Here is a 23,205-nt window from a genome sequence, read left to right on the forward strand (position 1 = left end):
TGGGAAGGAAGGGCGGCACGCCTCTCCCGCCGCTCACACCCGCGCAGGGAAGGACATCACGTGCCAGTAAGTCTTGATCAGTTGCGTCGATGCTCCGTCGCGGTGGACCTCGGAGCAGCCAGGACCAGGATCTATCTGAAGGGGTCGGGGCTCGTCGTCGACGAACCGAGCGTCGCCGCCGTCAACACCCGGACGGGGGCGCTCCTCGCCGTGGGTGAGACGGCGGAGCAGATGACCGGGCGGACCCCCGAGTACATCCGGGTGGTGCGGCCGGTGGCCGGCGGGACCGTGGTCGACATCGAGATGGCACAGCGGATGCTGCGCCAGCTCATCGGCGACAAGCTCCGCAAGGCCTGGCGCCGGAACCCGAGACTGCGGATCGCCGCCTGCACCCCCCACGACAGCGAGCCGCTGACCCGGCGGGCGAGCGTCGAGACACTGTCCGCGCTCGGCGCCCGGCGGGTTGAGTTGGCCAACACCCTGCTCTGCGCGGCGGTGGGCTGCGGCCTGCCGGTCGAGCAGCCGGAGGCAACGATGATCGCGCTCTGCGGCGCGCGCACCACTCAGGTGGCGGTGCTCTCGCTGGGCGCGATCGTGGCCGCCGACACCGTCCCGGTCGGCGGCCACACCATCGACCGCACGGTGCTGGAACACCTGCGCAACCGACACGACCTGCGGCTGCGCTGCGAGTCCACCCACCCGCTGCCGCTGGTGCTCACCGCGGCGGCCGAGACCGACGAACGGGCCGAGGTCGTCGGCCGGGACGTCGCCACCGGGCGGGCGCGCACCGTGACGGTGGAGACGGAGGAGGTGCGGCAGGCCATCCGCGGGCCGATGACCGCGGTGCTCGACGGCATCCGCGGGGTGCTGCGCAGGTGCCCGCCGGACCTGGTCGCCGACCTCTCCGATCGGGGCATCATGCTCGCCGGCGGCACCGCCTCGCTGCCCGGACTGCGGACGATGCTCGCCCGGTCCACCGGGATGGCCGTGGAGACCGCCGAGCAGCCGGACACCTGCGCGGTGCGGGGGCTCGGAGCGATCCTGGAGGGACGGGTGCGACCGGTGCAGCTGGACTCGCTCACCCACTGACGGCGCCACCGCCCGGGTACGGCTCCGTCCGCGGGGTCAGCCGGCGTCGGCCAGCGCCAGGGCGTGCAGCCGCTCCGGCGGACCGGGGCGCGCGTAGTACCAGCCCTGGGCGGTGTCGCAGCCGAGCATCCGCAGGTGCTCCGCCTGCACCCCCGTCTCCACACCCTCCACGGTGACCGAGAGTTCCAGGGTGTGGGCGAGCGAGACGATCCCCTCCACGATCCGGATGTCGACCGGGTCGGCCGGATCCCGCTGCATACCGCGGGTGAAGGAGCGGTCGAGCTTGAGCGAGGTAAGCGGCATCCGGCGGAGACTGGCCAGGTTGGAGTAGCCGGTGCCGAAGTCGTCGAGGGCGATCTCGACCCCCAGTTCGGCCAGTCGCCGCAGCGGCCTGAGCAGTGACTCGTCGGCTCCGATGAGGGCGCTCTCGGTCACCTCAAGGCAGAGGGTGCTCGTCTCGACCCCGGCCTCGTCCAGGATGCGCACCACGTCGGGGACGAGTTCCGGGTGGGACAGCTGACAGGGCGAGAGGTTGACGTTGATGCGGGAGGGACGCTGCTCGGCGTCGTTCCCCTGCCAGTCGCGGATCTGCTGTACGGCGCGTTCCAGGACCCACCGGCCCAGGGGCACGATGAGCCCGGTGTTCTCGGCCAGCGGGATGAACTGGTCGGGGCCGAGAACGCCGCGCTGCGGATGGAGCCAGCGCACGAGGGCCTCGGCGCCCTGCACCCGGCCGTCGCTGAGCCGCACCAGCGGCTGGTACTCGATGAAGAACTCACCGCGCTCCAACGCCTTCGGCAGGTTGTTCGTCAGGCCGTGGCGGCTGATGGCCAGGGTCTCCGCCTCCGGATCGGAGTGCTCGTACCGGTTGCCCCCCGCGGCCTTCGCCCGGTACATCGTGATGTCGGCGCTCCGTAGCACCTCCGCCGACCCGATCTCGCCGACCGGACCGTCGACGATCCCGATGCTGCCGCGGACGCTCAGCTCCCGGCCGGTGATGGCGACCGGGTCGGCGAGCGCGTCGAGGATGCGCTGGGCGAAGGCCGTGACGTCCTTCTGCTCGGGCGGGTCGACGATGAGGGCCACGAACTCGTCGCCGCCGAGCCGGGCCACCAGTTGGCCGTGCGCGGTGACGCAGGACTGGAGCCGTTCGGCCACCGCCACCAGCAGCTGGTCGCCGACCGCGTGCCCGAGGCTGTCGTTGACGGCCTTGAAGCCGTCGAGGTCCAGGTAACACAGGCCGAAGCGGCTCACCCCGCCACGGGCCGCCAGCGTGGCCTCCAGCCGTTCGAAGAAGAAGGTGCGGTTGGGCAGTCCGGTCAGGGCGTCGTGGGTGGCCTCGTAGCGCAGTCGGAGGTTCAGCAGCCGCCGTTCGGTGATGTCCTCCATCAGGGCCAGCGTGTAGCGGGGCTCACCGGCCGGGTCACGGAGGAGCGAGACGGTCAGGTTGGTCCACAGGACGGTGCCGTCGGGGCGGTAGTACGGCTTGTCCACACGGTAGTTCTCCCGCTCGCCCCGCACGAGCTCGGCGTGCATCCGCCAGACGGCCGGCGAATCCTCGGGATGCACCCAGTCGGTCACCTTGCGGCTGCGGAAGTGGTGCTCCACTCCGCCGAACATGCGGGTCAGGCCGTCGTTCACCTCGATGACGTTGCCGTCCATGTCGGCGATGCCGATCCCGATGGCGGCTCCTTCGAAGATCGCGCGGAACCTGGCCTCACTGGCGTGCAGCGCCCGCTCCGCCTCGGTCTGGGCCCGGAGCGCCGCCTGCGATATCGCCTCCTGTTCCGACCGGGTCCGCTCCCGCAGCGCCTCGGCGAATCCGGCGGCCATGGCGTGCTGGAGGCGGGCGCACCGCACCCGGCTCTCCTCCGCCGGCAGCGGCTCGTCCGGCGGGCAGTAGAGCACCAGGTAGGCGTCGACGACGCCCAGGGTGCTGGGCAGCGCGGCGGGGTCGGTGCAGTGTGCGGCCACCAGCCCGGCGCCGACGCGCGCGGCCGGCTGCGGGTCGAAGTGGCGGGCCGCCAGGGTCTCGGCCAGGGTCCGGGCGAACGGGATGAGGAAGTCCTCGAACTCGGCGCGGGTCATCGAGGTCGAGGTCGCCGGGTAGATCGCCCGGCTCCAGATGCGGGCGAAGCGCCGCAGTCTGTCGTCGCTTCCCTCTGCCGCGGTCTCCCCCTCGGCCGTACCTCCGTCGGCCTTCTCGCCCTTCATACCCTCGACCCCACGCCGGCGTGCCCGCGCGAGAGCGCGGGATCGTTCCGCCCCGCGGCGCGGTGCCGGAGCGCGCGGTGGGACCGGGCGGTCTCCGGTTGGCCGGACACCGCCGTGGCGGCCTGCCGGGCCGGCCCCCGTTCGGCGTCGCAGCGCTGAGGGCCTCCGCGGCGGCGGTCATGGCTCCGGTACACGCTCGGCACGGACAGGTCGATGCCCTGTGGGGCCCGGGAGGGTCGCTCCATCAATGGTCTCCAGCTCGTCCGCCGCAGGGATTCCTCTTCGCTCACCTGTCGGTGTATCAGGTGAGGTTACTGACCCACCCGGGACAGCGGAACAGAAAACGGAAATCCGAGGTCCGTTCCCGTCACGATCCGCAGGCATATGACTGCCGATCGCACGGAGCGCACGACGGCGCTCCGTCTCATGACGCGTCGTTCCCGACCGAGCGACCGGCCCGTGCTCCCCGCGACGTGCTGCGCGACGACCTCCGGGCCGACAGGCGGGCTCGGAGGTGGCCCGGCTCCGGACCGAGCCGCCCCCAGAATAGCGGCCCGCCCGCGCGGAGTTGTCTCCTGGTGCGGCGTCAGTTCCGCGGCATCCGGGCCGGAACCGCTCCCTAAGGGTTGTCCGTCATGACGCGGTGGGCGCGTCAGAGCTCGCGGTACATGATGTGCAGCCCCACGAAGCCCTTGGTGGGGTGTCGAAAGCCCTCGGGCAGCGTGGCCAGTACCTCGAACCCGAGGGAACGCCACAGTTTGACGGCCCCGACGTTGCTCTCGACCACCGCGTTGAACTGCATCATCCGGTAGCCCTCGGCGCGCGCCCACTCCAGTGCGTACTCCCCCAGCGCCCGTCCCACGCCCCTGCCACCGTGCGCCGGGTCGACCATGAAGCTGGCACCGGCCACATGGGAGCCCGGTCCCATGTGGTTTCGGTTCATCTTCGCCGTACCCAGTACCGTGCCGCCCTGGTCGACCGCGACCACGGTACGGCTCGGTGCGGCCAGCATCCACACCGACCGCGCCTGCTCCTCGGTGATGTCGCGGTCGTAGGTGTAGGTCTCACCCGCAGCCACGATCTCCCGTAGGAAGGGCCAGATCGCGGGCCAGTCGTCAGCCGTCGCCTCTCGAATCAACATGGCCGAAGGATCGGCCGGGCACCGGTCTCATGTCGACTGCTTTTCGGATCGGAGCCGCACCGGGAGTTCGGGCGAGGAGTTCTCCAGCGGCACGGAGTCGGAGCGGACCAGCCCGAGTTGGACGTCGTCCTTCGGAAGCACCGCGTCGATCAGCCAGTCGGCAGCGGTCCGGATCCTGTTGCCCGGCATCGCCATCAGGTGGTAGCTCCGGGTCACCGCCTTGGCGGCCAGTCCGGACAGCGGCACCTTCAGCGGGTTGGCCGCCGCTTCGGCGCCCCCCAGGTCGACCACGAAGCCGAGGTCGCGGTGGGAGTAGGGCCGGCGTTCCGCTCTGCCGTAGGAGGCCGCGATGTTGTACGCCACGGTCTGCCCCTGCCGCTCGGCGTGCTGGGCGGTCATCGGGGTGACCTCTCCCGGCCGGGTGAGGTCGGGTACGGCGGCCGCGTCGCCAGCCGCGAAGACGTCCGGATGCCCCGGTACGTTGAGGTACTCGTCGACCACCAGCCGGCCCTTGTCCGTCGCCAGCCCCAGGTCGCTGACGAGCGGGTCGGGCCGCACGCCGACGCACCAGATCAGCGAGCGGGTGGGGACGACGCTGCCGTCGGTCAGCCGGACGCCCTCCTCCGTCGCCTCCTTGACCGAAGTGCCCATCCGGATGTCCACACCGCGTCGGGACAGCACCCTGGTGGCGGTCTCGGACATGTGCTCGGCCAGTTCGGGGAGGACCCGGGGGGCGACGTCGAGCAGCATCCACTGCGGGTTCTTGCGGTCCCGCAGATCGGGGTGGCGCCGGGCGAGTTCGTCGGTGAACAGCTTGCCGTGCGCCGCCACCTCGGTGCCGGTGTATCCGGCGCCCACCACCACGAACGTGCAGCGGGCATCCCGCTCCGCGGCGCTCTCGGCGGTGTCCGCCAGCTCTATCTGACGGGTGATGTGGTCATGGAGGTAGACCGCCTCGGGGAGGCCCCGGAAGCCGTGTGCGTGCTCGGTGACCCCCGGGATCGGGAGGAGCTTGTTCACACTCCCCGCCGCCAGGAGCAGCCGGTCGTAGGAGATCTCCCGGCGGTTGCACTCCGGGTCGACCAGGCTCACCTTGCGGGAGGCGAGATCGATCGAGTCCGCCTCGCCCAGCAGTAGTCGGACGCCGGGCAGGGTTCCGGTGAGGGAAACCGACACTCTGCGCGCCTCGAGGACGCCGCTGGCGACCTCCGGCAGCAGCGGGACGTAGAGGAAGTAGTCGATCGGGTTGACCAGTACGATCTCGGCCGCACCTCTGGCGATGCGGGAGAGCGTACGAGCGGCCCGGTAGCCGGCGAAGCCGGCTCCGACGATCACGATGCGCGGTCGACTCATCTTCGCTTCCCTGCGGTCGGCGGCAAGGCTGTCCCCTCCGGGTGCCCTGCCGGGCCGATTCGAATCCGCCGAGCGCCGCCCGCGGGGACCGCGCCCCTCGGGGCTGCCTCCGGACTCCCGGCGGAACGGTGCACGGAGTCGGGGACGGTCGGACAGCCCTATCCTGGAAGGAGGAGGTCTGCCGACCCCCGCGTGCCCGCACTCCGCTTCTCTGGAGGTCGCAGATGCACGAGGAAGAACCTCGCCGTCCCGCCCGGCGCCCCTCCGGTGCCACCGGCTACTTCCGCGGGCCGAGCGGCACCGAACCCGTCACGGCCCGCAGCGCTCTGGGGCTGCGGCTCGTGCTGTCGCTAGTCTTCGCCCCGATCTTCGCGGCCGGGGCCGCTTTCCTGGCCTTCTGGTCAGCGACCGCCCACCGCGGGAGTGCTCCGCCCGCCGACTCCCTGGCTTTCATCGCCGGCCTGTGCGCCCTTCTCGCCCTGATCGCCATCGTCGACGTGCTGGTCGTGCTGCGCCGCAGGAGGCAGGAGCGGGACTACGAGCAGTCCGCGGACCGCCGATCCTGATCGGGATCGGCCCCAACCAGCCAGTTCGGGAGGCAGGTATGAAATCTCGCTCTCCGCGTACTCGAAGCCCCATGAGCCAACAACACAGTTCCGACCCGGACCCGAAGCGCCTACCCGGTCTGGACCAGGGCGGCGGTGTGCCCCCGGGGGACACCCCGCCGGCGGAGGGCAGCACCTCCGATGCCGGCCCCCGGGAGACCCACAACCCCACCCGGGGCTGGAGCAAGGGCCCCCTGATCGCCATGTCGCTGATCGTGCTGCTCTTCGCCGTGTTCATCCTGGCCGGGGCCGTCGCCCTGGTCCTCTGAGCATGCAGTCCTCCGAGGACGTGAGGGGCCGGCCGCTCCCACGCGGCCGGCCCCTTACGGATCCGCCCGGGTAGATCCGAGCGGCTCCCGGCGTGCCAAACCAAGCAGCCCACGTGGCGTACCCCGGTCGGTCATCTGGTGCCCCGCAGGGGCCGCGCCCCTGGCGGCGGGCGGTTGTTCCCCGGTGGACGCGGTCAGCGGTCGGTGGCGAGGAGCCGTTTGGCCGCCGCCACGATGGCGTCCGCGTCGATCTCCGCCTCGTGCAACTGCTCGGCCGGCGAGGCCGATCCCGGCATCGTGCGGACCGCGAGCCGGGCCACCCGGGGCATGGGTTGCCCGTCGGCGAGCGCCTCCAGCACCGCGTCCCCCAGCCCTCCCTCCGGATGGTGGTCCTCGACCGTGACCAGGCGGCCGGTCAGGGAGGCCGCCGCCCGCAGCGTCTCGGTGTCCACCGGCTTCAGCGAGTAGAGGTCGATGACCCGGGCCGCGACGCCCTCGTCGGAGAGCTGGTCCGCGGCGGTAATCGCCTCGTGCAGGGTCACGCCGGCCGCGACCAGGGTGACCTGGTCATCCGCGGAGGACCTGACCACCTTGCTGCCCCCGATCGGGAACTGCTCCTGAGCGCCGTAGATCACCGGCATGTCGGCCCGGCTGGTCCGCAGGTACCGGATCCCCGACTGGTCGGTCACGGTGCTCAGCAGGCGTGCCGTCTGGTTGGCGTCGCACGGGTACAGCACGGTGCTGCCGTGCAGGGAGCGGAAGAGGGCGAGGTCTTCCAGCCCCATCTGGGAGGGTCCGTCCTGGCCGATGGCGACCCCGGCGTGGGAGCCCACGACGTTGAGCCCGGCCCGGCTGACCGCAGCCATCCGCAGGAAGTCGTGGGCCCGGGTGAGGAAGGCGGCGAACGTCGAGACGAAAGGCACCCAGCCGCGGGCCTGCATTCCCACAGCCGCCGCCACCATCTGCTGTTCAGCGATGTAGCACTCGAAGAATCGGTCCGGGTACTCCTTGGCGAAGTAGGCGGACCGGGTGGAGTCGCTGACCTCCCCGTCGAGGACGACGACATCGCTCCGCGCGCCGCCGAGCGCGGCCAGCGTCGCACCGTGGGCGGTGCGGGTGGCCACCTCGCTACCCTGGTCGTACCGGGGCAGCTCCAGGTCCTCGTGCGGCCGCTGGGGGGCGCGGACCTCGGGCGGCGACTGGGGCCGCACCAGCGCGTCGCGCACGCCTCCGAGTTCGGCGACCGCCTCGTCGGCGTCCGGGACCGGCTTGCCGTGCGCCCCCTCCCTGTCCTCCACGGAGGCGACCCCCCGGCCCTTCAGGGTGCGGGCGATGATCGCGGTCGGCCGCAGCGCGGTGATCCGGGCCTCGGCGTAGGCCTCGTCCACGGCCGCCACGTCGTGGCCGTCGACCTCGACGGTGTGCCAGCCGAACGCGCGGATGCGCCGGGCGTAGGCGTCCAGGTCCCACTCGTGTCGGGTCGGGCCCCGCTGCCCCAGTCGGTTGACGTCGATCACGGCGGTGAGGTTGTCCAGGCGTTCGTGTCCGGCGTGCTCGAACGCCTCCCACATCGAGCCCTCCGCCATCTCGCTGTCCCCGCACAGCACCCAGACGTGGTACGGCAGCCGGTCCAGGCGCTTGCCGGTGAGGGCCAGCCCGACACCGACAGGCAGCCCCTGCCCCAACGACCCGGTGGCCGTGTCGACCCAGGGCAGACGGGGTGTGGGATGCCCTTCCAGCCGGCCGCCCCGCTTGCGGAAGGTGAGGAGTTCCTCGTCACTGATCGCACCGGCCGCCTTGTATACCGAGTAGAGCAGCGGGGACGCGTGGCCCTTGGAGAAGACCAGGTGGTCGTTGCCCGGGGCGTCCGGCTGTTCGAAGTCGTAGAACAGGTGGTTGGCCAGCAGAACGGCCATCAGGTCGGCAGCCGACATCGAGGACGTCGGATGGCCGGACCCGGCCGCGGCCGCCGCCCGTACGGAATCCACTCGGAGCTGCTGTCCCAGCTCACTCAGGCTGTCGTGGTCCATTGGCGCTTCCCTCATCCGGGGCTGTGTGCGGTCACGCCCGCCGCTCCGCGACCGGGGAGCACGGTACGGGCCGCCTCAGGGGCGGCTCCGGGGCCCGAGGCCCCCTTGCGGCGCCCCGGTGGCAGCCCGGTGGCAGGCTTCCCGCCCGGGGTACCCAGGAAGCGGCCGGCCAAGCGGCCGGACCGCGTTCGTCAGCGGCGCCTCCGGCCCGAACAGCCGTCCCACCGTGGCTCGTGGACCTTTGCGATCTCTCCACGAGCCGGTGATCGCCTTGGCGTAAGGTGACGAGACCGAACAGTCGTCCGGTATCGGCAGTGCCGGGGACGGCTGGAACACGGTGTCCGCGTACGGCTGATCGAGAGGACTCCGATGCCCAGACTCCAGCCCTCGGCCGCGCATGCGGAGCCCGCACCCGCCCCGGAACGCACCGTCAAGCGCGAGGCCGCCCTGCCCGTCCGGGAGGCCGCCGCGGAGGCCGTCAGCCGGAGCGGTGCGACCCGTCTGGCCGCCCTGCCTCCGCTGGTGGTGACGGCGCTGGCGGCCGGCGCCCTCGGCTATCTCCTCGGTTACCGGGAGGGCGGCGCGGACAGGGTCTCCTGGTCGGTGGCCGCCGCAGTGGTGGTGTCGGGCTGCCTGACCGCCCTCGCCGCCGCCCTCGCCGGCCGTGCCCAGGCCCGGCGGACCTCCCGGCGCTACGCGGAGCTCCGGGCGGCGGCCGCCCGGGGGCAGGCCGATCTCCAGGAGCTGGTGCGGCGCATCAGCCAGGGCGAGCGGATCCCGCCCCGCCCGTCCGTTCCGGCCGCAGACCCCGGCGGCGACGCGCTCGATCTGCTCGCCCACGAACTCGGCCTGCTGCAGTGGACGGCCGAGTCCGCGATCGCGCGGGCGGCGGAGCTGGCCCAGGAGAAGTCACCGGGCAGCGACGACCGGGTCGAGGTCTTCGTCAACCTCTCACTCCGCCTGCAGTCCCTGGTCCACCGGGAGATCGAGGTACTGAGCGGTATGCAGAGCGCGGTCACCGACCCCGAGTTGCTGAACGGCCTGTTCCACCTGGACCACCTGGCGACCCGGATCCGGAGGCACGCCGAGAACCTGGCGGTCCTCGGCGGAGGTGTCTCACACCGGCAGTGGAACCGGCCCATGCCGCTGATGGAGGTGCTCCAGTCCGCGATCGCGGAGGTCGAGCAGTTCCCCCGGGTGAAGCTGATGCCGCCGGTGGACGGCGCGCTGCGCGGCCACGCGGTCGCCGACGTCACCCACCTCCTTGCCGAACTGCTCGAGAACGCCACGGACTTCTCCGCGCCGGAGAGTGAGGTGCTGTTGCACGCGCAGCGGCTGACCACGGGGATCACCCTGGAGGTGGAGGACCGCGGTGTCGGCGTTCCGCAGGACGACCTGGTCCGGCTGAACGCACTGCTGGCCGACCCGGACGGCGCCGACACCGGGGAACTGCTGCGGGAGGGCCGGATCGGTCTCTTCGTGGTCTCGGTCCTGGCCCGTCGGCACGGCATCGCGGTGCAGCTCCGGAGCAGCGAACAGGGTGGTGTCCAGGCGATGCTGTCGATCCCTCAGATGTTGCTCGGTGAAGGCTGAGGCAACCGCTCCCGTGGGCGCCGTCCGGCGCCCGTCGTAACACCGGCCCCGTGATCGCAAGGGGTGCCCCGAGGCGATCGGCGGCTCTTCTCCAGATCCGGGCACCGGCCCGCCCGGATCCAGGCACCGGCCCCGGACCCAGGCACAGCTCCGCCGTAGACGGCGAGGAGCCGCGGCCCCTGAGGTCCGCGGCTCCCGGCCGCTGTCCGGTCAGGCGACGGTCACCGTCGCCTGACCTCCTGTGTCCCGCAGACTGGCCGGCTCAGACCCGCCCGGCCTCCGGCACCTTGGACCGCTTCCCGGACGGCTGGCGCTCCTGGGCCGAGGAACCCGACCGGCGGGCGTCGGTGCCCCGCCGGTGTTCCAGCTCCACCGCGATCGGGGACGCGGTGAAGACCGAGGAGTAGGTACCCACGGTCAGACCGATGAGCAGCGCGATGGCGAAGTCGGTGAGCGAGTCCCCGCCCAGCACGGCCAGCGCCGCCAGGATGAAGGTCGCACCCATACCCGTGTTCACGGTGCGCGGCATGGTCTGGAGCAGTGCGTCGTTGATCACTTGCTCGAACGGAGTTCCCCGGTGCTTGGCCCACAACTCCCGTACCCGGTCGAACACCACTACCGAGTCGTTGATGGAGTAACCCACCACCGTCAGCAGCGCGGCGAGGAAGACACCGTCGATCGGTTTGCCCAGCCAGGCGAAGACACCTACGAGAATCACCACATCGTGGGCCATGGCGAGCACGGAGGCGGTACCGAAGGTCCAGCGGAACCGGACCGCCAGGTAGATGAGCTGGGCCAGCAGCGCCACTCCGAGCGCGATCAGGGCGTTCTGGCGCAGTTCGTTTCCAAGGCTGGGACCGATCAGCTCGTCGCGCACCTTCTCCGTCTCGCCGCCCACCTTGGAGAGCGCCTCGCCGACCTTGACCTCTTCGGCGTTGCTCAGCTTCTCGGTCCGGACGCTGATCTCCTTGTCACCGGTGGCCTGGACGACCGCTCGGGGGAAACCGGCGTCGGCGACGGCCTCACGCGCCACGTCCGCGTCGACGGTGGTGGAGGTCGAGTACTCCACCACCCGGCCACCGGTGAATTCGACGCCGTAGTCGAGGCCGCGCACGAAAATTCCACTGCCGACGAGGAGCATCGAGGCGAGCGAGAACGCGATCCACTTCTGCCGACGGCTGGCGTTGCGCACCAGGTTGAAGTTCCGACGCGTCACCCAGGTGCGGATACGGCCTTCCGAGGCGATGCCGGTGATCTTGGGCCTACGTCGCACCGAGCGGCGGTTGGAGGCGATTTCCGTAAGCACCCGGGTGATGAGCAGGGCGCTGATCATCGAAGCGATCACGCCGATGGAGAGAGTGACACCGAAACCGCGGACCGGCCCCGACGCCAAGAAGAAGAGCAGGACGGCGGCGAGCAGGGTGGTGATGTTGGAGTCCACAATCGCGCTGAGGGCGTTCCGGTAGCCCGCGTCCAGGGGCGACCGCAGGGTCTTCTTGCGTCGGGACGCGTACTCCTCCCGTGCGCGTTCGAACACCAGGACGTTGGCATCCACCGCCATCCCGATGGCTAGCACGAAGCCGGCCAGACCCGGCAAGGTCAGCGTCGCGTCGAGGGCGAGCAGGGCCGCGTAGGAGATCAGCCCGTAGCAGGCGAGGGCGATCGCGGCCAGTCCGCCGAAGAGCCGGTAGACGAAGATGATGAACAGGGAGGTGAGGATCACACCGATGATGGCGGCCTCGGCGCTGGCCTCGATGGCGGCGGCACCGAGCGTCGGGCCGACGGTCCGCTGCTCGACGGCGTCCACCGGCACGGGGAGCGCGCCACCGCTGATCAGCAGGGCGAGGTCGTCGGCCTCCTGCTGGCTGAAGCTACCGGTGATCTGGGTGGATCCGCCGGCGATGCCGGCGCCGCAGCCGACCGAGGGGTCCACCTGGGGCGAGGAGATCACCTTGCCGTCGAGGACGATCGCCACCCGGCGCTGCGGGTCACCGGCCGGGGAGCAGGCGGCCTCGCCGGTCAGCTTCTGCCAGTCCTTCTTCCCCTGTCCGCGCAGGTCGAGGCTGACGAACCAGCCGCCACCGCTCTCCGTGTCGAGCTGTGCCTCGGCCTTCTCGACCCCACCACCGGTCAGCTTGGCCGGGCCGAGGCGGAGGTACTGGCCGCTCTCGTCGGGAAGGACCTGGACATCCTTCGCCTCACCCTTCTTGTCGTCCTCGGCGGCCTTGTCGTTCCGGGCCGACTTCTCACCCGCCTTGTCCTGGCCCCCCTTGGCGGCGTCGTCCTGCTTCGCGCTCTCGCCGTCCTTGCTCTGGCCGTCCGTGTCCTGGCCGTCCTTGCTCTGGCCGTTCTTCCCGTCGGCCTTGGACTTCTCGGCCTTGCGGGCCTCCTCGGCCTCTTCGGGGGTGGCGTTCCCCTCGACCTGGTGGAAGCTCAGCTGGGCGGTGCGCCCGAGCACCTTCATGGCCTCTCGGGGGTCCTGCACGCCGGGCAGCTCGACGATGATGCGGCGGTCACCGGAGCGGGCGAGTTCCGGCTCGGAGACGCCGAGGGCGTCGACGCGCTTGCGGAGGACCTCCAGCGTCCGGTCGGTGGCGTTCTGGTCGGCTTTGATGCCGGGAGCGTCCTGGGTCTCCAGGACGATCTGGGTGCCGCCGCGCAGATCGAGTCCGAGCTTGGCGGGTTTGGTCAGTGTGAGCGCGAGCGAGGCGGCGAGGACGGCCAGTGCGATGACCGCCCGCACCCAGGTGGCGCGGGTCAAGGGATGCCTCCATCAGGCACGCCGCGGCCCGGGCCGGGACACGGCGGATAAGGACAGGTGTCGTCAGGTGCCTGACACCGGCGGCGGTGCCCGCCCGGGTCGGGAGGCGAGATGGGGCAGCGAGGGGGTCTGCTCCGGCTCCGACGTGATCGCGCGGCCCGGATGCTGGTGCCGCGACAACCACGCGGGGGTCGGCAGCGAGGAGGCGCCGCCGTGCGAGGTGTGCTGCTCGCCCCCGGCGGCCACCCAGCCGTGGTGGACGAGCACCCCGGCGGTGACCGGGTGCTCACCGGCGCCGGAGAGGCCGTGCGCGGCGTTCGCCGACCACCCCGCGGAGCCGTCGGCCGGACCGCTCCCCAGAAGGACGACCGCGCCACCGAGCAGTACCGCGAGCACCGCGAGGAGTACGGCGGGGCCGGAACGGCGGCAGCCGGAGGTCATGGCGGCGTGCGTGCCCCGCACCATGCCTTTCCCTCCTCTGCTTCTCGCCCCACGGCCATCTCAGCGGCTCGCGGGGCGTCCACGGCTACGGTTCGACCAGACCTGCCCGGATGGCGTACCGGGTGAGTTCCAGCCGATCCCGCAGGCCCAGCTTCTGAAGGATATTGGCCCGATGCCGTTCCACGGTCTTGACGCTGATGAACAGCGTACTGGCGATCTCCTTGGAGGAGTGCCCTTCGGCGACGAGTTTGAGGATCTCCTCCTCACGGGCGGTGAGCAGTCGCTCCGGCACAGCGTCCCCATGCCGCACCCGGTCGAGGTAGCCGCGGATGAGCGCGGTCACCGCGCCCGGGTAGAGGAAGGGCTCCCCGCGCCGCGCCGCCCGACAGGCCTCCAGCAGGTCCCGGTCGGCCACGGACTTGAGGACGTATCCGGACGCACCAGCCTTGAGCGCCTCGAAGAGGTACTGCTCGTTGTCGTACATGGACAGCATGACGATCCGGAGCTCCGGCTGCTGGCGGGAGAGTTCGCGGGCCGCCTGGAGCCCGGTCATCCGGGGCATCGCCACATCCAGGACCGCCAGGTCGGGGCGGTGCCGCCGGGCCTGTTCGACCGCCTCGGCACCGTCCCCCGCCTCGGCCACCACCTCGAGGTCCGGTTCGCCGTCGAGGATGAGGCGCAGTCCGCGGCGGACCAGTGCGTGGTCGTCGGCGAGCAGGATCCGGGTCTTGGTCACCCGTGTCTCACCCGCCCGCCCCGCGTTCCGGGCGCAGCCGTCATCCTTCTCCCTCTTCCTTCCGCTCGTCACCGACCGTGTCGACCGGCACCGCCAAGCGCACCGTCGTGCCGGCCGAGGACTGCCCGGCGGCGCCCGCCTCCGACCAGATCCGGAGATCTCCGCCGACCAGCAGGGCGCGCTCCCGAATGCCCCGGATTCCGGCCCCCTCGTGCGAGCGCCCGAGGCCGCTGCCGTCGTCCCGGACGGTCAGCACCACGTGCTCTCGGCCGCGGCCCGCCCGGTCGGCGGAGGTCCCGGTGGTTCCGTGCTCCAGCGTCAACCACACCTGAGAGGCTCCCGAGTGCCGGGCCACATTGGTCAGGCTCTCCTGCGCCACGCGATAGAGCACCAGTTCGGTGTCCTGCCCCAGCGGGGGGAGGTCCGAGGCGAGGGAGCGCCGCACGGTGAGGCCGGTGTGCGTAGCGTAGTCGGTGGTCAGCGCGGTGAGCGCACTGACCAGCCCGAGGTCCTCCAGTACCCCGGGGCGGAGCCGGCGGGCGATGCGCCGCACCTCGTCCAGGCTCTCCCGAGTCGCCTCCTGCACGTGCCGGAGCTCCGAGCGAAGGTGCTCCGGCGCCCGGTCCGCGACGCGTTTCAGCTCCAGCAGCACCGCCGTCATGCTCTGCCCGACCTCGTCGTGGAGCTCCTGGGCGATCCGGCGGCGCTCCGCCTCTTGCGCGGAGAGGGCCCGGGCGTTGCTGTCCCCGCGCTCGGCCTCCAGCCGGTCGAGCATCTCGTTGAACGTGCGGATCAGCTCCGGCACGTCCCCCTGGCCGGTGACCGGCAGCCGCTGCCCGGGCCGCAGCAGGTCGACCGTGGCCATCAGCCCGGTCAGCCGGCCGAGCGGGGCGAGCCCGACGTGGAGCAGGGCGGCGTCGGCGACGAGCATCACCAGCAGCCCCCCGACGAGCACCGAGGCCTCGGTGAGCAGCACCGGGACCGAGACGGTCACCGGCGCCAGCAGCAGCGAGGCCAGGGCGGCGCCGAAGACCAGCGCGTTGAGCAGGAAGATCCGCCAGAACAGGGACACGGGGGGTGGGGCCTCCTCGGTCGTCGGTAGTACCGTGAGCCCAGCCTGCCCCCCCGGAGCGCCGCGGGTCGACCGCCCGGTGTATCCGCCGGGGATTCATGGCCCGCGGAGCCGTCGGCCCCGGAAAGATGGGGGTCGGCACCGACTGGAAATGGGTGCCCGCCCCCATGGCCGCGCGCACGCCGGCTTCCCATGGTGGGGGCATGAGGCTCAAACCACACGACGCGCGGCAGCGGCTGGAGCACGAACGGGAGACCCGGACGGCGCAGCTCGCGGCCATCGAGGGGCAGCCGGATCTGGTCGGGGACGGACCGACCGCCGTGCAGGTGAACACCATGCGGGGGGTGCTGGCGGAGATCGATCGGGCCATGCGCCGCCTTGAGGAGGGAACCTACGGGGACTGCGAGGACTGCTCCCGGGCGATTCCGCGGGAGCGCCTGGAGATCCTGCCCTACGCCAGCCGGTGCGTGGGCTGCCAGAGTCGGGCGGTCTGATGTCCGCTCTCGCGCGACGGTTCCGGCCCGGCGTGGCGATCGACATGGGCAGTGCCCGCACCCGGGCCTGGCTGGCCGGCCGGGGAATGGTCCTCAACGTTCCCACCGTGTCGTTCTCCGGCTCGGGGCCCCGCTACCCGGTCCGCCGGGGGGCCATCAACGACGCGGACGAGTGCGCCCGGCTGCTGGAGCGGCTGCTCGCCGGGCGGCTGCCCCGCTGGGGTCGCGGCCCCCTGGTGGTCTGCACCCTGCCGGTGCTCTGCGGCCCGCGGCACCGGCAGGACGCACTCACCGCCCTTGAGGTGCTCGGGCCTCGGACGGTGCTGACCGTGGACGGGGTCCGGGCGGCGGCGCTGGGCGCCGGGGCGGACGTCTCCCAGGGGCTTCTCGTGGTGGACGCCGGGGCGGAGGTCACGGAGGTGGCGCTGGTCACCGAAGGCTCGGTGGTCGGGGCCCGGCGGGCGGAGGTGGGCATCGCCGACGGGAAGGGCACGCAGGCCGGGGTCGCGCTGGTGCCGTCGGTGGCCCGCATGGTGGAGGAACTGCTGGGGGCCGACGACAGCGGCGCGACCTCCGAGGCGCTGAGCCGCGGAATCCTGCTGGTGGGTGGCGGTGCGCTCTGGCCTGAGCTGGCCGACGGCATATCGCGGACCCTGTCCGCGCCGGTGCGCCGGGCACCCGTTCCGCACGTGACCGCGCTACGCGGCGCCGCTCTGCTCGCCGCGGCCCCGCCCGACCGGGGCCGGGCGGGCTGACCGAGACGTGTCCCGCGGCCGAGGCCGCCCGTTCAGGGCTTGAAGAGCGTCTTCACCATGCCGTCGTCCTTCGACTGGAACATCTGGTAGGCACGGGGCGCCTCCCGCAGGGGCATGCTGTGCGTGGCGAAACCGTCCACGCCGAGCGGATCCTCGTCGGTGAGCAGGGGCAGCAGGTCGTCCACCCAGTGCCGGACGTTGGCCTGCCCCATGCGCAACTGGATCTGCTTGTCGAACATGGTGAGCAGCGGCAGCGGGTCGACCGCCCCGCCGTAGACCCCGCTGATCGAGACGGTGCCCCCGCGCCGCACGATGTCCACCGCGGTGAGCAGCGCGGCCATCCGGTCCACACCGGCCCGGCCCATGACCTTCTCGGCGATGTTGTCCGGCAGCAGACCGGCGATCTGCTGGGCCAGTTTGGCACCCGGCGCGCCGTGGGCCTCCATGCCGACCGCGTCGAGCACGGAGTCGGCGCCGCGGCCTCCGGTGAGTTCCCGGACGGCGTCCCCGAGGTTCTTGCCGTGCTCGCGGAGGTCCAGCACCTCGACCCCGCGGGCCCGGGCCCGCTCCAGCCGTTCCGGTACCAGGTCGATGCCGATGACCTTGCCGGCCCCCCGGTGCAGGGCTATTCGGGCCGCCATGTCACCGATCGGGCCGAGGCCGAGGACGGCCAGTGTGCCGTCGGGTGGCACGGCGGCGTACTCGACGCCCTGCCAGGCGGTGGGCAGTACGTCGGAGAGGTAGACGTAGCGCTCGTCCGGGGGGCCGTGCGCCACCTTGACCGGCAGGTCGTTGCCGAACGGCACCCGGAGGAACTCGGCCTGCGCGCCGGGGACCTGGCCGTACAGCTTGGTGTAGCCGAACAGCGCGGCGCCCATTCCGCGCTCCCGAACCTGCGAGGTCTCGCACTGCGAGTGGAGCCCGCGGGAGCACATCCAGCAGGTGCCGCAGGAGACGTTGAAGGGGACGACCACACGGTCCCCCGGCCGGAGCGCGGTGACTTGGGAGCCGGTCTCCTCCACCACGCCCATGGGTTCGTGGCCGAGGATATCGCCCGGCTCGAGGAACGGTCCGAGGACCTCGTAGAGGTGCAGGTCGGAGCCGCACAGACCGGCGGAGGTGATCCGCACGATCACGTCGGTGGGCTCCTGGATCTTGGGGTCGGGGACGTCCTCCACCCGGACGTCGCGCTTACCTTGCCAGGTCAGGGCTTTCACGGCGGCTCCTCTCGGTGCTCCGCTGCCGCTGGGGCAGGACGGTGTACTTGGGGTCTTCGGCGGAGGCGATGCCCGCGTGGAACACCCCGAGGCGGAGGCAGGCCGACCCGGCCAGGAGGGACAGCCCGCTGATCGCGGCCGCGGAACGGTGGCGGTGGCCCAGGAGCGCCGCTCCCAGCGCCCCGCCCGCGCTGAGCAGTTCGGCGACGCGGGAGAACCGGCCGCCCAAGCCCCGTTCGTAGGTCTCGGCGACGATGCCCATCCGGCGCTTGCCGATCCGCAGTGCCAGCGCCTCACCGGCGGCACCCAGCAGGGCCGCCCGGCGGGCCGGGGCGTTCTCCGAGAGCGGTGCCACGACCAGCGCCATGCCCGCCGCCGCGGCGGTGGCGGAGGAGACGAAGGCGTACGGCAGCTCCCGGTGGGCCTCGTGCCAGGCGGGCACCGCGGTGTTCGCGGCGAGCACCGCGGTGTACGCCGCTACGGCCGGGCCGAGCACCGCCGCGGTGGCGGTGGCGGCCGCGTCCGCCCGGGGCAGCCGTCCGGTGGCGGCGCAGAGCGCCGCGGCGCCCGCGGCCGGCCCGTAGCCGGCGAGCAGCCAGGAGCCCACGCTCATCGGTGAGGTGGGTTTGCAGACCCGCAGCATGTTCGCGAACCTGCTCGGCATCCCGAGGTCGTGGACGAGCGCCGCCGTGGAGAGCGAGATCGCCCCCAGCGAAGAGACCTTCATCGCCTTGGCGGTTCGCCGGCGCCCGGTCAGGTGTGCGCCGGCCGCCAGTACGGAGCCGGCTCCCGCCAGGCCGCCGAGGAAGAAGTAGCCGGCGATGTCCCGGGCGGACCAGGAGGGGGCCTTGATGATCGGCCTGCCGTAGTAGGAGTCGAAGTCCGCCTTGGGCACCATGGGTTCCTCGGCGCGGCGGCGCTTGCTGGGCGCCCGGAGCGAGTCGGGCGTGGCCTCGCTGCCCGGTCGCTGCCCGCGGACGCCTGCCTTGGTCACGTCGGAGCCGGTCATCGGCGCCCCTTTCGCCGTACGGTCGTTGGGATGCGGGTGGATCGGTCGGTGGGCGCCGCCCGCGTGGTCGCGAACGCCAGCGCGAAACCGCTCAGCAGGGAGAGCGCCGCCACACCTGCGTGTTTCCACATGGCCGGCAGGTCTCGGGTGGTGACGATCGGGTCGGGCGGCAGGCCGTAGACCTCGGGTTCGTCGAGCAGCAGGAAGAACGCCCCGTCGCCGCCGACCCCGTCGTCCGGGTCCGCGCCGTAGAGGCGGGCTTCGGTCAGGCCGGCCTGGTGGAGTTGGTCGACGCGTTCGGCGGCCCGGTCCCGGAGCTCCGCCAGGGGCCCGAACTGGATGGATTCGGTGGGGCACGCCTTGGCGCAGGCCGGTTCCTGACCGGCGCCGAGGCGGTCGTAGCAGAGCGTGCACTTGAAGGCGCGGCCGTCTCCGGGGCGCTGCTCGATGACCCCGTAGGGGCAGGCCGGCACGCAGTACCCGCAGCCGTTGCAGATGTCCTCCTGGACGACGACCGTGCCGAACTCGGTGCGGAACAGCGAACCGGTGGGGCACACGTCCAGGCATCCGGCGTGAGTGCAGTGCTTGCAGACGTCGGAGGACATCAGCCACCGCAGTTCGGTACGGCCGTCGGGCTCGGGCACGGCGGGGGCCGCCCCCGCGGAGGAGGGCTCCGGTGAGGGGGCGCGGACCGGGGCGCTCTGCTCGATGAAGGCGACATGGCGCCAGGTGGAGGCGCCCAGCCCTTCGCTGTTGTCGTACGACATCCCGGTCAGGGTCAGCCCGTCCTCGGGGATGGCGTTCCACTCCTTGCAGGCGACCTCGCAGGCCTTGCAGCCGATGCAGACCGAGGTGTCGGTGAAGAAACCGACCCGCTCGGGGTGGTCCTGGTATCCGGAGTCGCCCGTCGGGTCCGCTTCGGGGCCGGACAGCAGGGTGCGGATGTCGAAGTCGGTCATGCCCGGACCTCCGTGCCGGTGCGTTCGGTGATGCCGGCCCTCCTCCGGTACTCGGCCACCAGCAGGGGCAGTTCCGGGCCGCGGGGGCGCCGGCCGGGCCGGATGTCGGCGGTGAGCGCCTTGTCCTCCTGGATGTGCGCGTTCGGGTCCTGGACGATGGCGACCAGTTCGTTGGCCGCGTCCCCGGTCGAGTAGCCGTTCGGTCCCCAGTGGAACGGGAGGCCGATCTGGTGGACCGTGCGACCGTGCACCGTCAGCGGTCTGATCCGCTCGGTGACCAGCACGCGCGCCTCAATGGCGTTGCGGGCGGTGATGATGGTGGCCCAGCCCATGTGCTCCAGTCCCCGCTCGGCGGCGAGCGCCGGGGAGAGTTCGCAGAAGAACTCCGGCTGGAGTTCCGACAGGTAGGGCGACCAGCGGCTCATCCCGCCCGCGGTGAAGTGCTCGGTGAGCCGGTGGGTGGTGATGACGTACGGGTACACCTCGGCGCCGGGCTCCGTGCCACTGGGGTGGTACCGGTTGCCGCTGCGCGAGTGCAGGAGCCGGATGGGCGAGCGGTTCTGCCGGTACAGGGCGTTGGGGAACGGCGAGTCCGGCGGTTCGTAGTGCGTCGGCATCGGACCGTCCACCAGCCCTGCCGGGGTGAACAGCCACCCCTTGCCGTCGGCCTGCATGATGAAGGGGTCGTCCCCGCGGAGCGCGTCGGGCCCGGTGGCGCCGTCCGGGGGCACGTAGTCGGGTGCCCGGTCGGGGATGAAGTCCGGCACGTCGTGGCCGGTCCAGCGTCCGGCGTCGGGCTCCCACCAGACGTAGGCCTTGCGCTCGCTCCACGGGCTGCCGTCGGGGGCGGCCGAGGCGCGGTTGTAGAGCACCCGCCGGTTCGCCGGCCAGGCCCAGGCCCACTCGGCGGCCACCCAGTCCTGTTCGGACTGCGGTTTGCGGCGGGCCGCCTGGTTGACGCCGTCCGCGTACACCCCACAGTAGATCCAGCAGCCGCAGCGGGTGGAGCCGTCGTCCTTGAGCTGGGTGTAGGCGTCGAGCGGCCGGCCGTCCGGGCCCGCCCCGTTGATCTCGGCGAGCACCGCCTCGGCCCGCGGCTCCTGGAGCGGTCCCTCGACCGGGTAGTCCCAGGCGAGGTCGAGCACCGGGCGGTCCATGGGATCGGTCGATCCGGCGAGCTTCTCCTTGATCCGTCGGCCGAGGTGGTACATGAACCACAGGTCGCTGCGGGCGTCTCCGGCCGGTTCCACGGCGGCGTCGTGCCACTGCAGCCAGCGGTTGGTGTTGGTGAACGAACCCGACTTCTCGGTGTGCGAGGCCGCGGGGAAGAAGAACACCTCGGTGCCGATGTCCTCGGTGCGCAGCTCACCGTTCTCGATCTCGGGGCCGTCCTTCCACCAGGTGGCGGACTCGATCAGGGAGAAGTCACGGACCACCAGCCAGTCGAGGTTGGCCATGCCCAGCCGCTGGAGGCGGGTGTTGGCCGAACCGACGGCGGGGTTCTCCCCCATCAGGAAGTACCCCTTGCAGACCCCGTCGAGCTGGGCCAGGACCGTGTCGTAGGTACTGTGCGAGCCGGTCAACCGCGGCAGGTGGTCGAAGCAGTAGTCGTTGCCGGCTTGTGCCGCGTCCCCGTAGTACGCCTTGAGCAGGCTCACCGTGTAGGACCGCATGTTCCCCCAGAACCCCTTGTCGGCCTGGCTGGAGCGGACGAAGGTGTCGAGGTTCTCGTGTACGTGCGCGTGCGGCATCGGGATGTAGCCGGGCAGCAGGTTGAACAGGGTGGGGATGTCGCTCGAGCCCTGGATGCTGGCGTGACCGCGGAGCGCCTGGATACCGCCGCCGGGCCGGCCGATGTTGCCCAGGAGGAGTTGGAGGATGCTCGCCGCCCGGATGTACTGCGCGCCGACGGAGTGCTGCGTCCAGCCGACCGCGTAGACGAAGGCGCTCGTCCGGTCCCGGCCGGAGTTCTCCGTCAGCGCCTCGCACACCCGCAGGAAGTCCTCGCGTGGCACCCCGCAGATCCGCTCCACCATTTCGGGTGTGTAGCGGGCGTAGTGCCGTTTGAGCACCTGGTAAACGCACCGCGGGTGCTGAAGGGTTTCGTCCCGCTCCGGCTCCGCGGCGGCGCGGGCCCCTCCGGAGCCGTGCGACTCCGATCCTCCGGCGGCCTGGACGCTGGTCCGCTCGGCGATGCCGTCCTCGGCACCGGACCGGTCCTCGTACTGCTCGGCGCGTTTTCCCGAGGCGGCCTGCACCTCCCCGGTCCGGTACTGCCAACTGCGCAGATCGTAGCTCCCGTGCTCTTCGTCGAGACCGGAGAAGACGCCGTCCAGGTCCTCGGTGTCCTGGAAGTCCTCCCGGAGCAGGGTGGCCGCGTTGGTGTACGCCAGCACGTACTCCCGGAAGTCCTTGCCGGTGCTGAGGACGTGGTTGATGATCCCGCCGAGGAAGGCGATGTCGCTGCCTGCCCGGATCGGCACGTGCTGGTCGGCCAGGGCGCTGGTGCGGGTGAAGCGGGGGTCCACATGGATGATCCTGGCGCCGCGGGCCTTGGCCTCCATGACCCACTGGAAGCCGACGGGGTGCGCCTCGGCGAAGTTCGAGCCCTGGATGACGATGCAGTCGGAGTGCTGGAGGTCCTGCATGAAGGTGGTCGCGCCGCCACGCCCGAACGACGTGCCGAGCCCGGAAACGGTGGAGCTGTGGCAGACCCGGGCCTGGTTCTCCACCTGCACCACGCCGAGGCCGGTGAGGAGCTTCTTGATGAGGTAGTTCTCCTCGTTGTCCAACGTGGCCCCGCCGAGGCTGGCGATTCCCATGGTGCGGGCGGTACGTCGGCCCCGCTGCTCCCACTCCCAGGTCTCCCGCCGGGTCCGCACCACCCGGTCGGCGACCATCTCCATGGCGGTGTCCAGGTCCAGCCGCTGCCACTCCCGGCCGTGTGGCGGCCGGTAGAGCACCTGGTGGAGCCGGGCCGGCCCGGTGGTGAGCTGGAGGGTGGCGGATCCCTTCGGACAGAGCCGGCCGCGGCTGACCGGGGAGTCCGGGTCCCCCTCGATCTGCACCACCCGCTCGTCCTTGACGTAGACGTTCTGTCCACAGCCGACCGCGCAGTACGGGCAGACCGAGCGGACCACTCGGTCGGCGGTCGCGGTACGCGCCTCTATCGTCTCGCTGCCCTCCGACTTCGCGGCCGCTCCCCGGCCGAGCGGGTCACCGCCCGTCAACTGGCGGTAGACCGGCCACTGAAGCATCCGGCTGCGCACGCCCATGCTCTCCTCCGCTGCGTTCGTCCGTCACCCGACCGAGACCGCGTCGTCGAGTGCCCCGCCAGCGGGTTCTTACTCATTATTTTGTCTCCGGGACGGTGGGGTCACGGAGGAGGCGGTTCGAACGCGGGGGTTCCAACGGGACGGGCCGGCCCTTGGCGGTCGTCCCGCCAAGGGCCGGCCCGTTGTGCCGCA

General features: G+C 71.8%; 18 protein-coding genes. 6 read left to right on the plus strand and 12 right to left on the minus strand.

What is annotated here, in order from left to right; translation table 11 throughout:
• The first annotated feature begins 60 nt into the window (after positions 1 to 60).
• Positions 61 to 1,089: a rod shape-determining protein gene (locus tag BGP73_RS04915; RefSeq protein ID WP_069812237.1), complete on the plus strand. Its 1,029-nt coding sequence runs from the start codon at positions 61 to 63 to the stop codon at positions 1,087 to 1,089.
• Between the two features lie 36 nt (positions 1,090 to 1,125).
• Here BGP73_RS04915 and BGP73_RS04920 read toward each other — a convergent pair whose 3' ends face one another.
• The 3 genes from BGP73_RS04920 to BGP73_RS04935 form a co-directional block, all read right to left on the minus strand.
• A complete protein-coding gene (locus BGP73_RS04920; protein ID WP_069812238.1) occupies positions 1,126 to 3,303 on the minus strand; it encodes a putative bifunctional diguanylate cyclase/phosphodiesterase in 2,178 nt (725 codons plus the stop codon).
• Positions 3,304 to 3,955: 652 nt separating this feature from the next.
• Positions 3,956 to 4,444, minus strand: a complete 489-nt coding sequence (locus tag BGP73_RS04930; RefSeq protein WP_069812240.1) for a GNAT family N-acetyltransferase — start codon at positions 4,442 to 4,444, stop codon at positions 3,956 to 3,958.
• Positions 4,445 to 4,471: 27 nt separating this feature from the next.
• Positions 4,472 to 5,797, minus strand: a complete 1,326-nt coding sequence (locus tag BGP73_RS04935) for an NAD(P)/FAD-dependent oxidoreductase (RefSeq protein WP_069812241.1) — start codon at positions 5,795 to 5,797, stop codon at positions 4,472 to 4,474.
• Between the two features lie 224 nt (positions 5,798 to 6,021).
• Between BGP73_RS04935 and BGP73_RS04940 the strand changes: the two genes are divergently transcribed.
• Entirely contained in the window at positions 6,022 to 6,363 is a 342-nt protein-coding gene (locus BGP73_RS04940) for a DUF6343 family protein (RefSeq protein ID WP_069812242.1), read from the plus strand.
• A gap of 71 nt (positions 6,364 to 6,434) precedes the next feature.
• The gene (locus BGP73_RS04945) at positions 6,435 to 6,671 is read left to right on the plus strand and encodes a DUF6480 family protein (RefSeq protein ID WP_069812243.1); all 237 of its coding nucleotides are present in this window, start codon (positions 6,435 to 6,437) and stop codon (positions 6,669 to 6,671) included.
• Between the two features lie 194 nt (positions 6,672 to 6,865).
• Here BGP73_RS04945 and BGP73_RS04950 read toward each other — a convergent pair whose 3' ends face one another.
• Complete coding sequence (locus BGP73_RS04950; RefSeq protein WP_069812244.1) at positions 6,866 to 8,701, minus strand: transketolase; 1,836 nt, start codon at positions 8,699 to 8,701, stop codon at positions 6,866 to 6,868.
• 369 nt (positions 8,702 to 9,070) lie between these two features.
• On the opposite strand from BGP73_RS04950, the gene BGP73_RS04955 reads away from it, so the two are divergent.
• Complete coding sequence (locus tag BGP73_RS04955) at positions 9,071 to 10,294, plus strand: sensor histidine kinase (protein ID WP_069812245.1); 1,224 nt, start codon at positions 9,071 to 9,073, stop codon at positions 10,292 to 10,294.
• Between the two features lie 262 nt (positions 10,295 to 10,556).
• Here BGP73_RS04955 and secD read toward each other — a convergent pair whose 3' ends face one another.
• The 4 genes from secD to BGP73_RS04975 all read right to left on the minus strand — a co-directional run bounded on the left by secD (position 10,557) and on the right by BGP73_RS04975 (position 15,304).
• Complete coding sequence (secD, locus tag BGP73_RS04960; RefSeq protein WP_079127209.1) at positions 10,557 to 13,055, minus strand: protein translocase subunit SecD; 2,499 nt, start codon at positions 13,053 to 13,055, stop codon at positions 10,557 to 10,559.
• A 63-nt stretch (positions 13,056 to 13,118) separates the two neighbouring features.
• Positions 13,119 to 13,520, minus strand: coding sequence for a hypothetical protein (locus BGP73_RS04965; RefSeq protein WP_069812246.1), 402 nt, complete (start codon positions 13,518 to 13,520; stop codon positions 13,119 to 13,121).
• Positions 13,521 to 13,581: 61 nt separating this feature from the next.
• On the minus strand, positions 13,582 to 14,232 hold the full coding sequence (locus BGP73_RS04970) for a response regulator (RefSeq protein WP_069812247.1): 651 nt from the start codon (positions 14,230 to 14,232) through the stop codon (positions 13,582 to 13,584).
• A gap of 40 nt (positions 14,233 to 14,272) precedes the next feature.
• Positions 14,273 to 15,304, minus strand: coding sequence for a HAMP domain-containing sensor histidine kinase (locus BGP73_RS04975; protein ID WP_069812248.1), 1,032 nt, complete (start codon positions 15,302 to 15,304; stop codon positions 14,273 to 14,275).
• Positions 15,305 to 15,507: 203 nt separating this feature from the next.
• On the opposite strand from BGP73_RS04975, the gene BGP73_RS04980 reads away from it, so the two are divergent.
• Complete coding sequence (locus BGP73_RS04980) at positions 15,508 to 15,798, plus strand: TraR/DksA family transcriptional regulator (protein WP_244501091.1); 291 nt, start codon at positions 15,508 to 15,510, stop codon at positions 15,796 to 15,798.
• The gene (locus BGP73_RS04985) at positions 15,798 to 16,553 is read left to right on the plus strand and encodes a rod shape-determining protein (RefSeq protein WP_069812249.1); all 756 of its coding nucleotides are present in this window, start codon (positions 15,798 to 15,800) and stop codon (positions 16,551 to 16,553) included. The genes BGP73_RS04980 and BGP73_RS04985 overlap by 1 nt, the downstream gene beginning before the upstream one ends.
• Positions 16,554 to 16,585: 32 nt before the next feature.
• Here BGP73_RS04985 and BGP73_RS04990 read toward each other — a convergent pair whose 3' ends face one another.
• Genes BGP73_RS04990 through fdh form a run of 4 tightly spaced genes read right to left on the minus strand, consistent with a single transcriptional unit; the run spans position 16,586 to position 23,013 of the window.
• Positions 16,586 to 17,770 (minus strand): zinc-dependent alcohol dehydrogenase, encoded by a 1,185-nt coding sequence (locus BGP73_RS04990; protein WP_069812250.1) that lies wholly within the window; start codon positions 17,768 to 17,770, stop codon positions 16,586 to 16,588.
• Positions 17,745 to 18,779: an NrfD/PsrC family molybdoenzyme membrane anchor subunit gene (gene nrfD, locus BGP73_RS04995; protein WP_107473955.1), complete on the minus strand. Its 1,035-nt coding sequence runs from the start codon at positions 18,777 to 18,779 to the stop codon at positions 17,745 to 17,747. Before nrfD ends, BGP73_RS04990 begins: the two co-directional genes overlap by 26 nt.
• Positions 18,776 to 19,738 (minus strand): 4Fe-4S dicluster domain-containing protein, encoded by a 963-nt coding sequence (locus BGP73_RS05000; protein WP_069812251.1) that lies wholly within the window; start codon positions 19,736 to 19,738, stop codon positions 18,776 to 18,778. The genes nrfD and BGP73_RS05000 overlap by 4 nt, the downstream gene beginning before the upstream one ends.
• The gene (fdh, locus tag BGP73_RS05005; protein WP_069812252.1) at positions 19,735 to 23,013 is read right to left on the minus strand and encodes a formate dehydrogenase; all 3,279 of its coding nucleotides are present in this window, start codon (positions 23,011 to 23,013) and stop codon (positions 19,735 to 19,737) included. Before fdh ends, BGP73_RS05000 begins: the two co-directional genes overlap by 4 nt.
• Positions 23,014 to 23,205 lie beyond the last annotated feature (192 nt).

It is taken from the genome of Streptomyces sp. TP-A0874, from assembly GCF_001748085.1.
GTDB lineage: Bacteria > Actinomycetota > Actinomycetes > Streptomycetales > Streptomycetaceae > Streptomyces.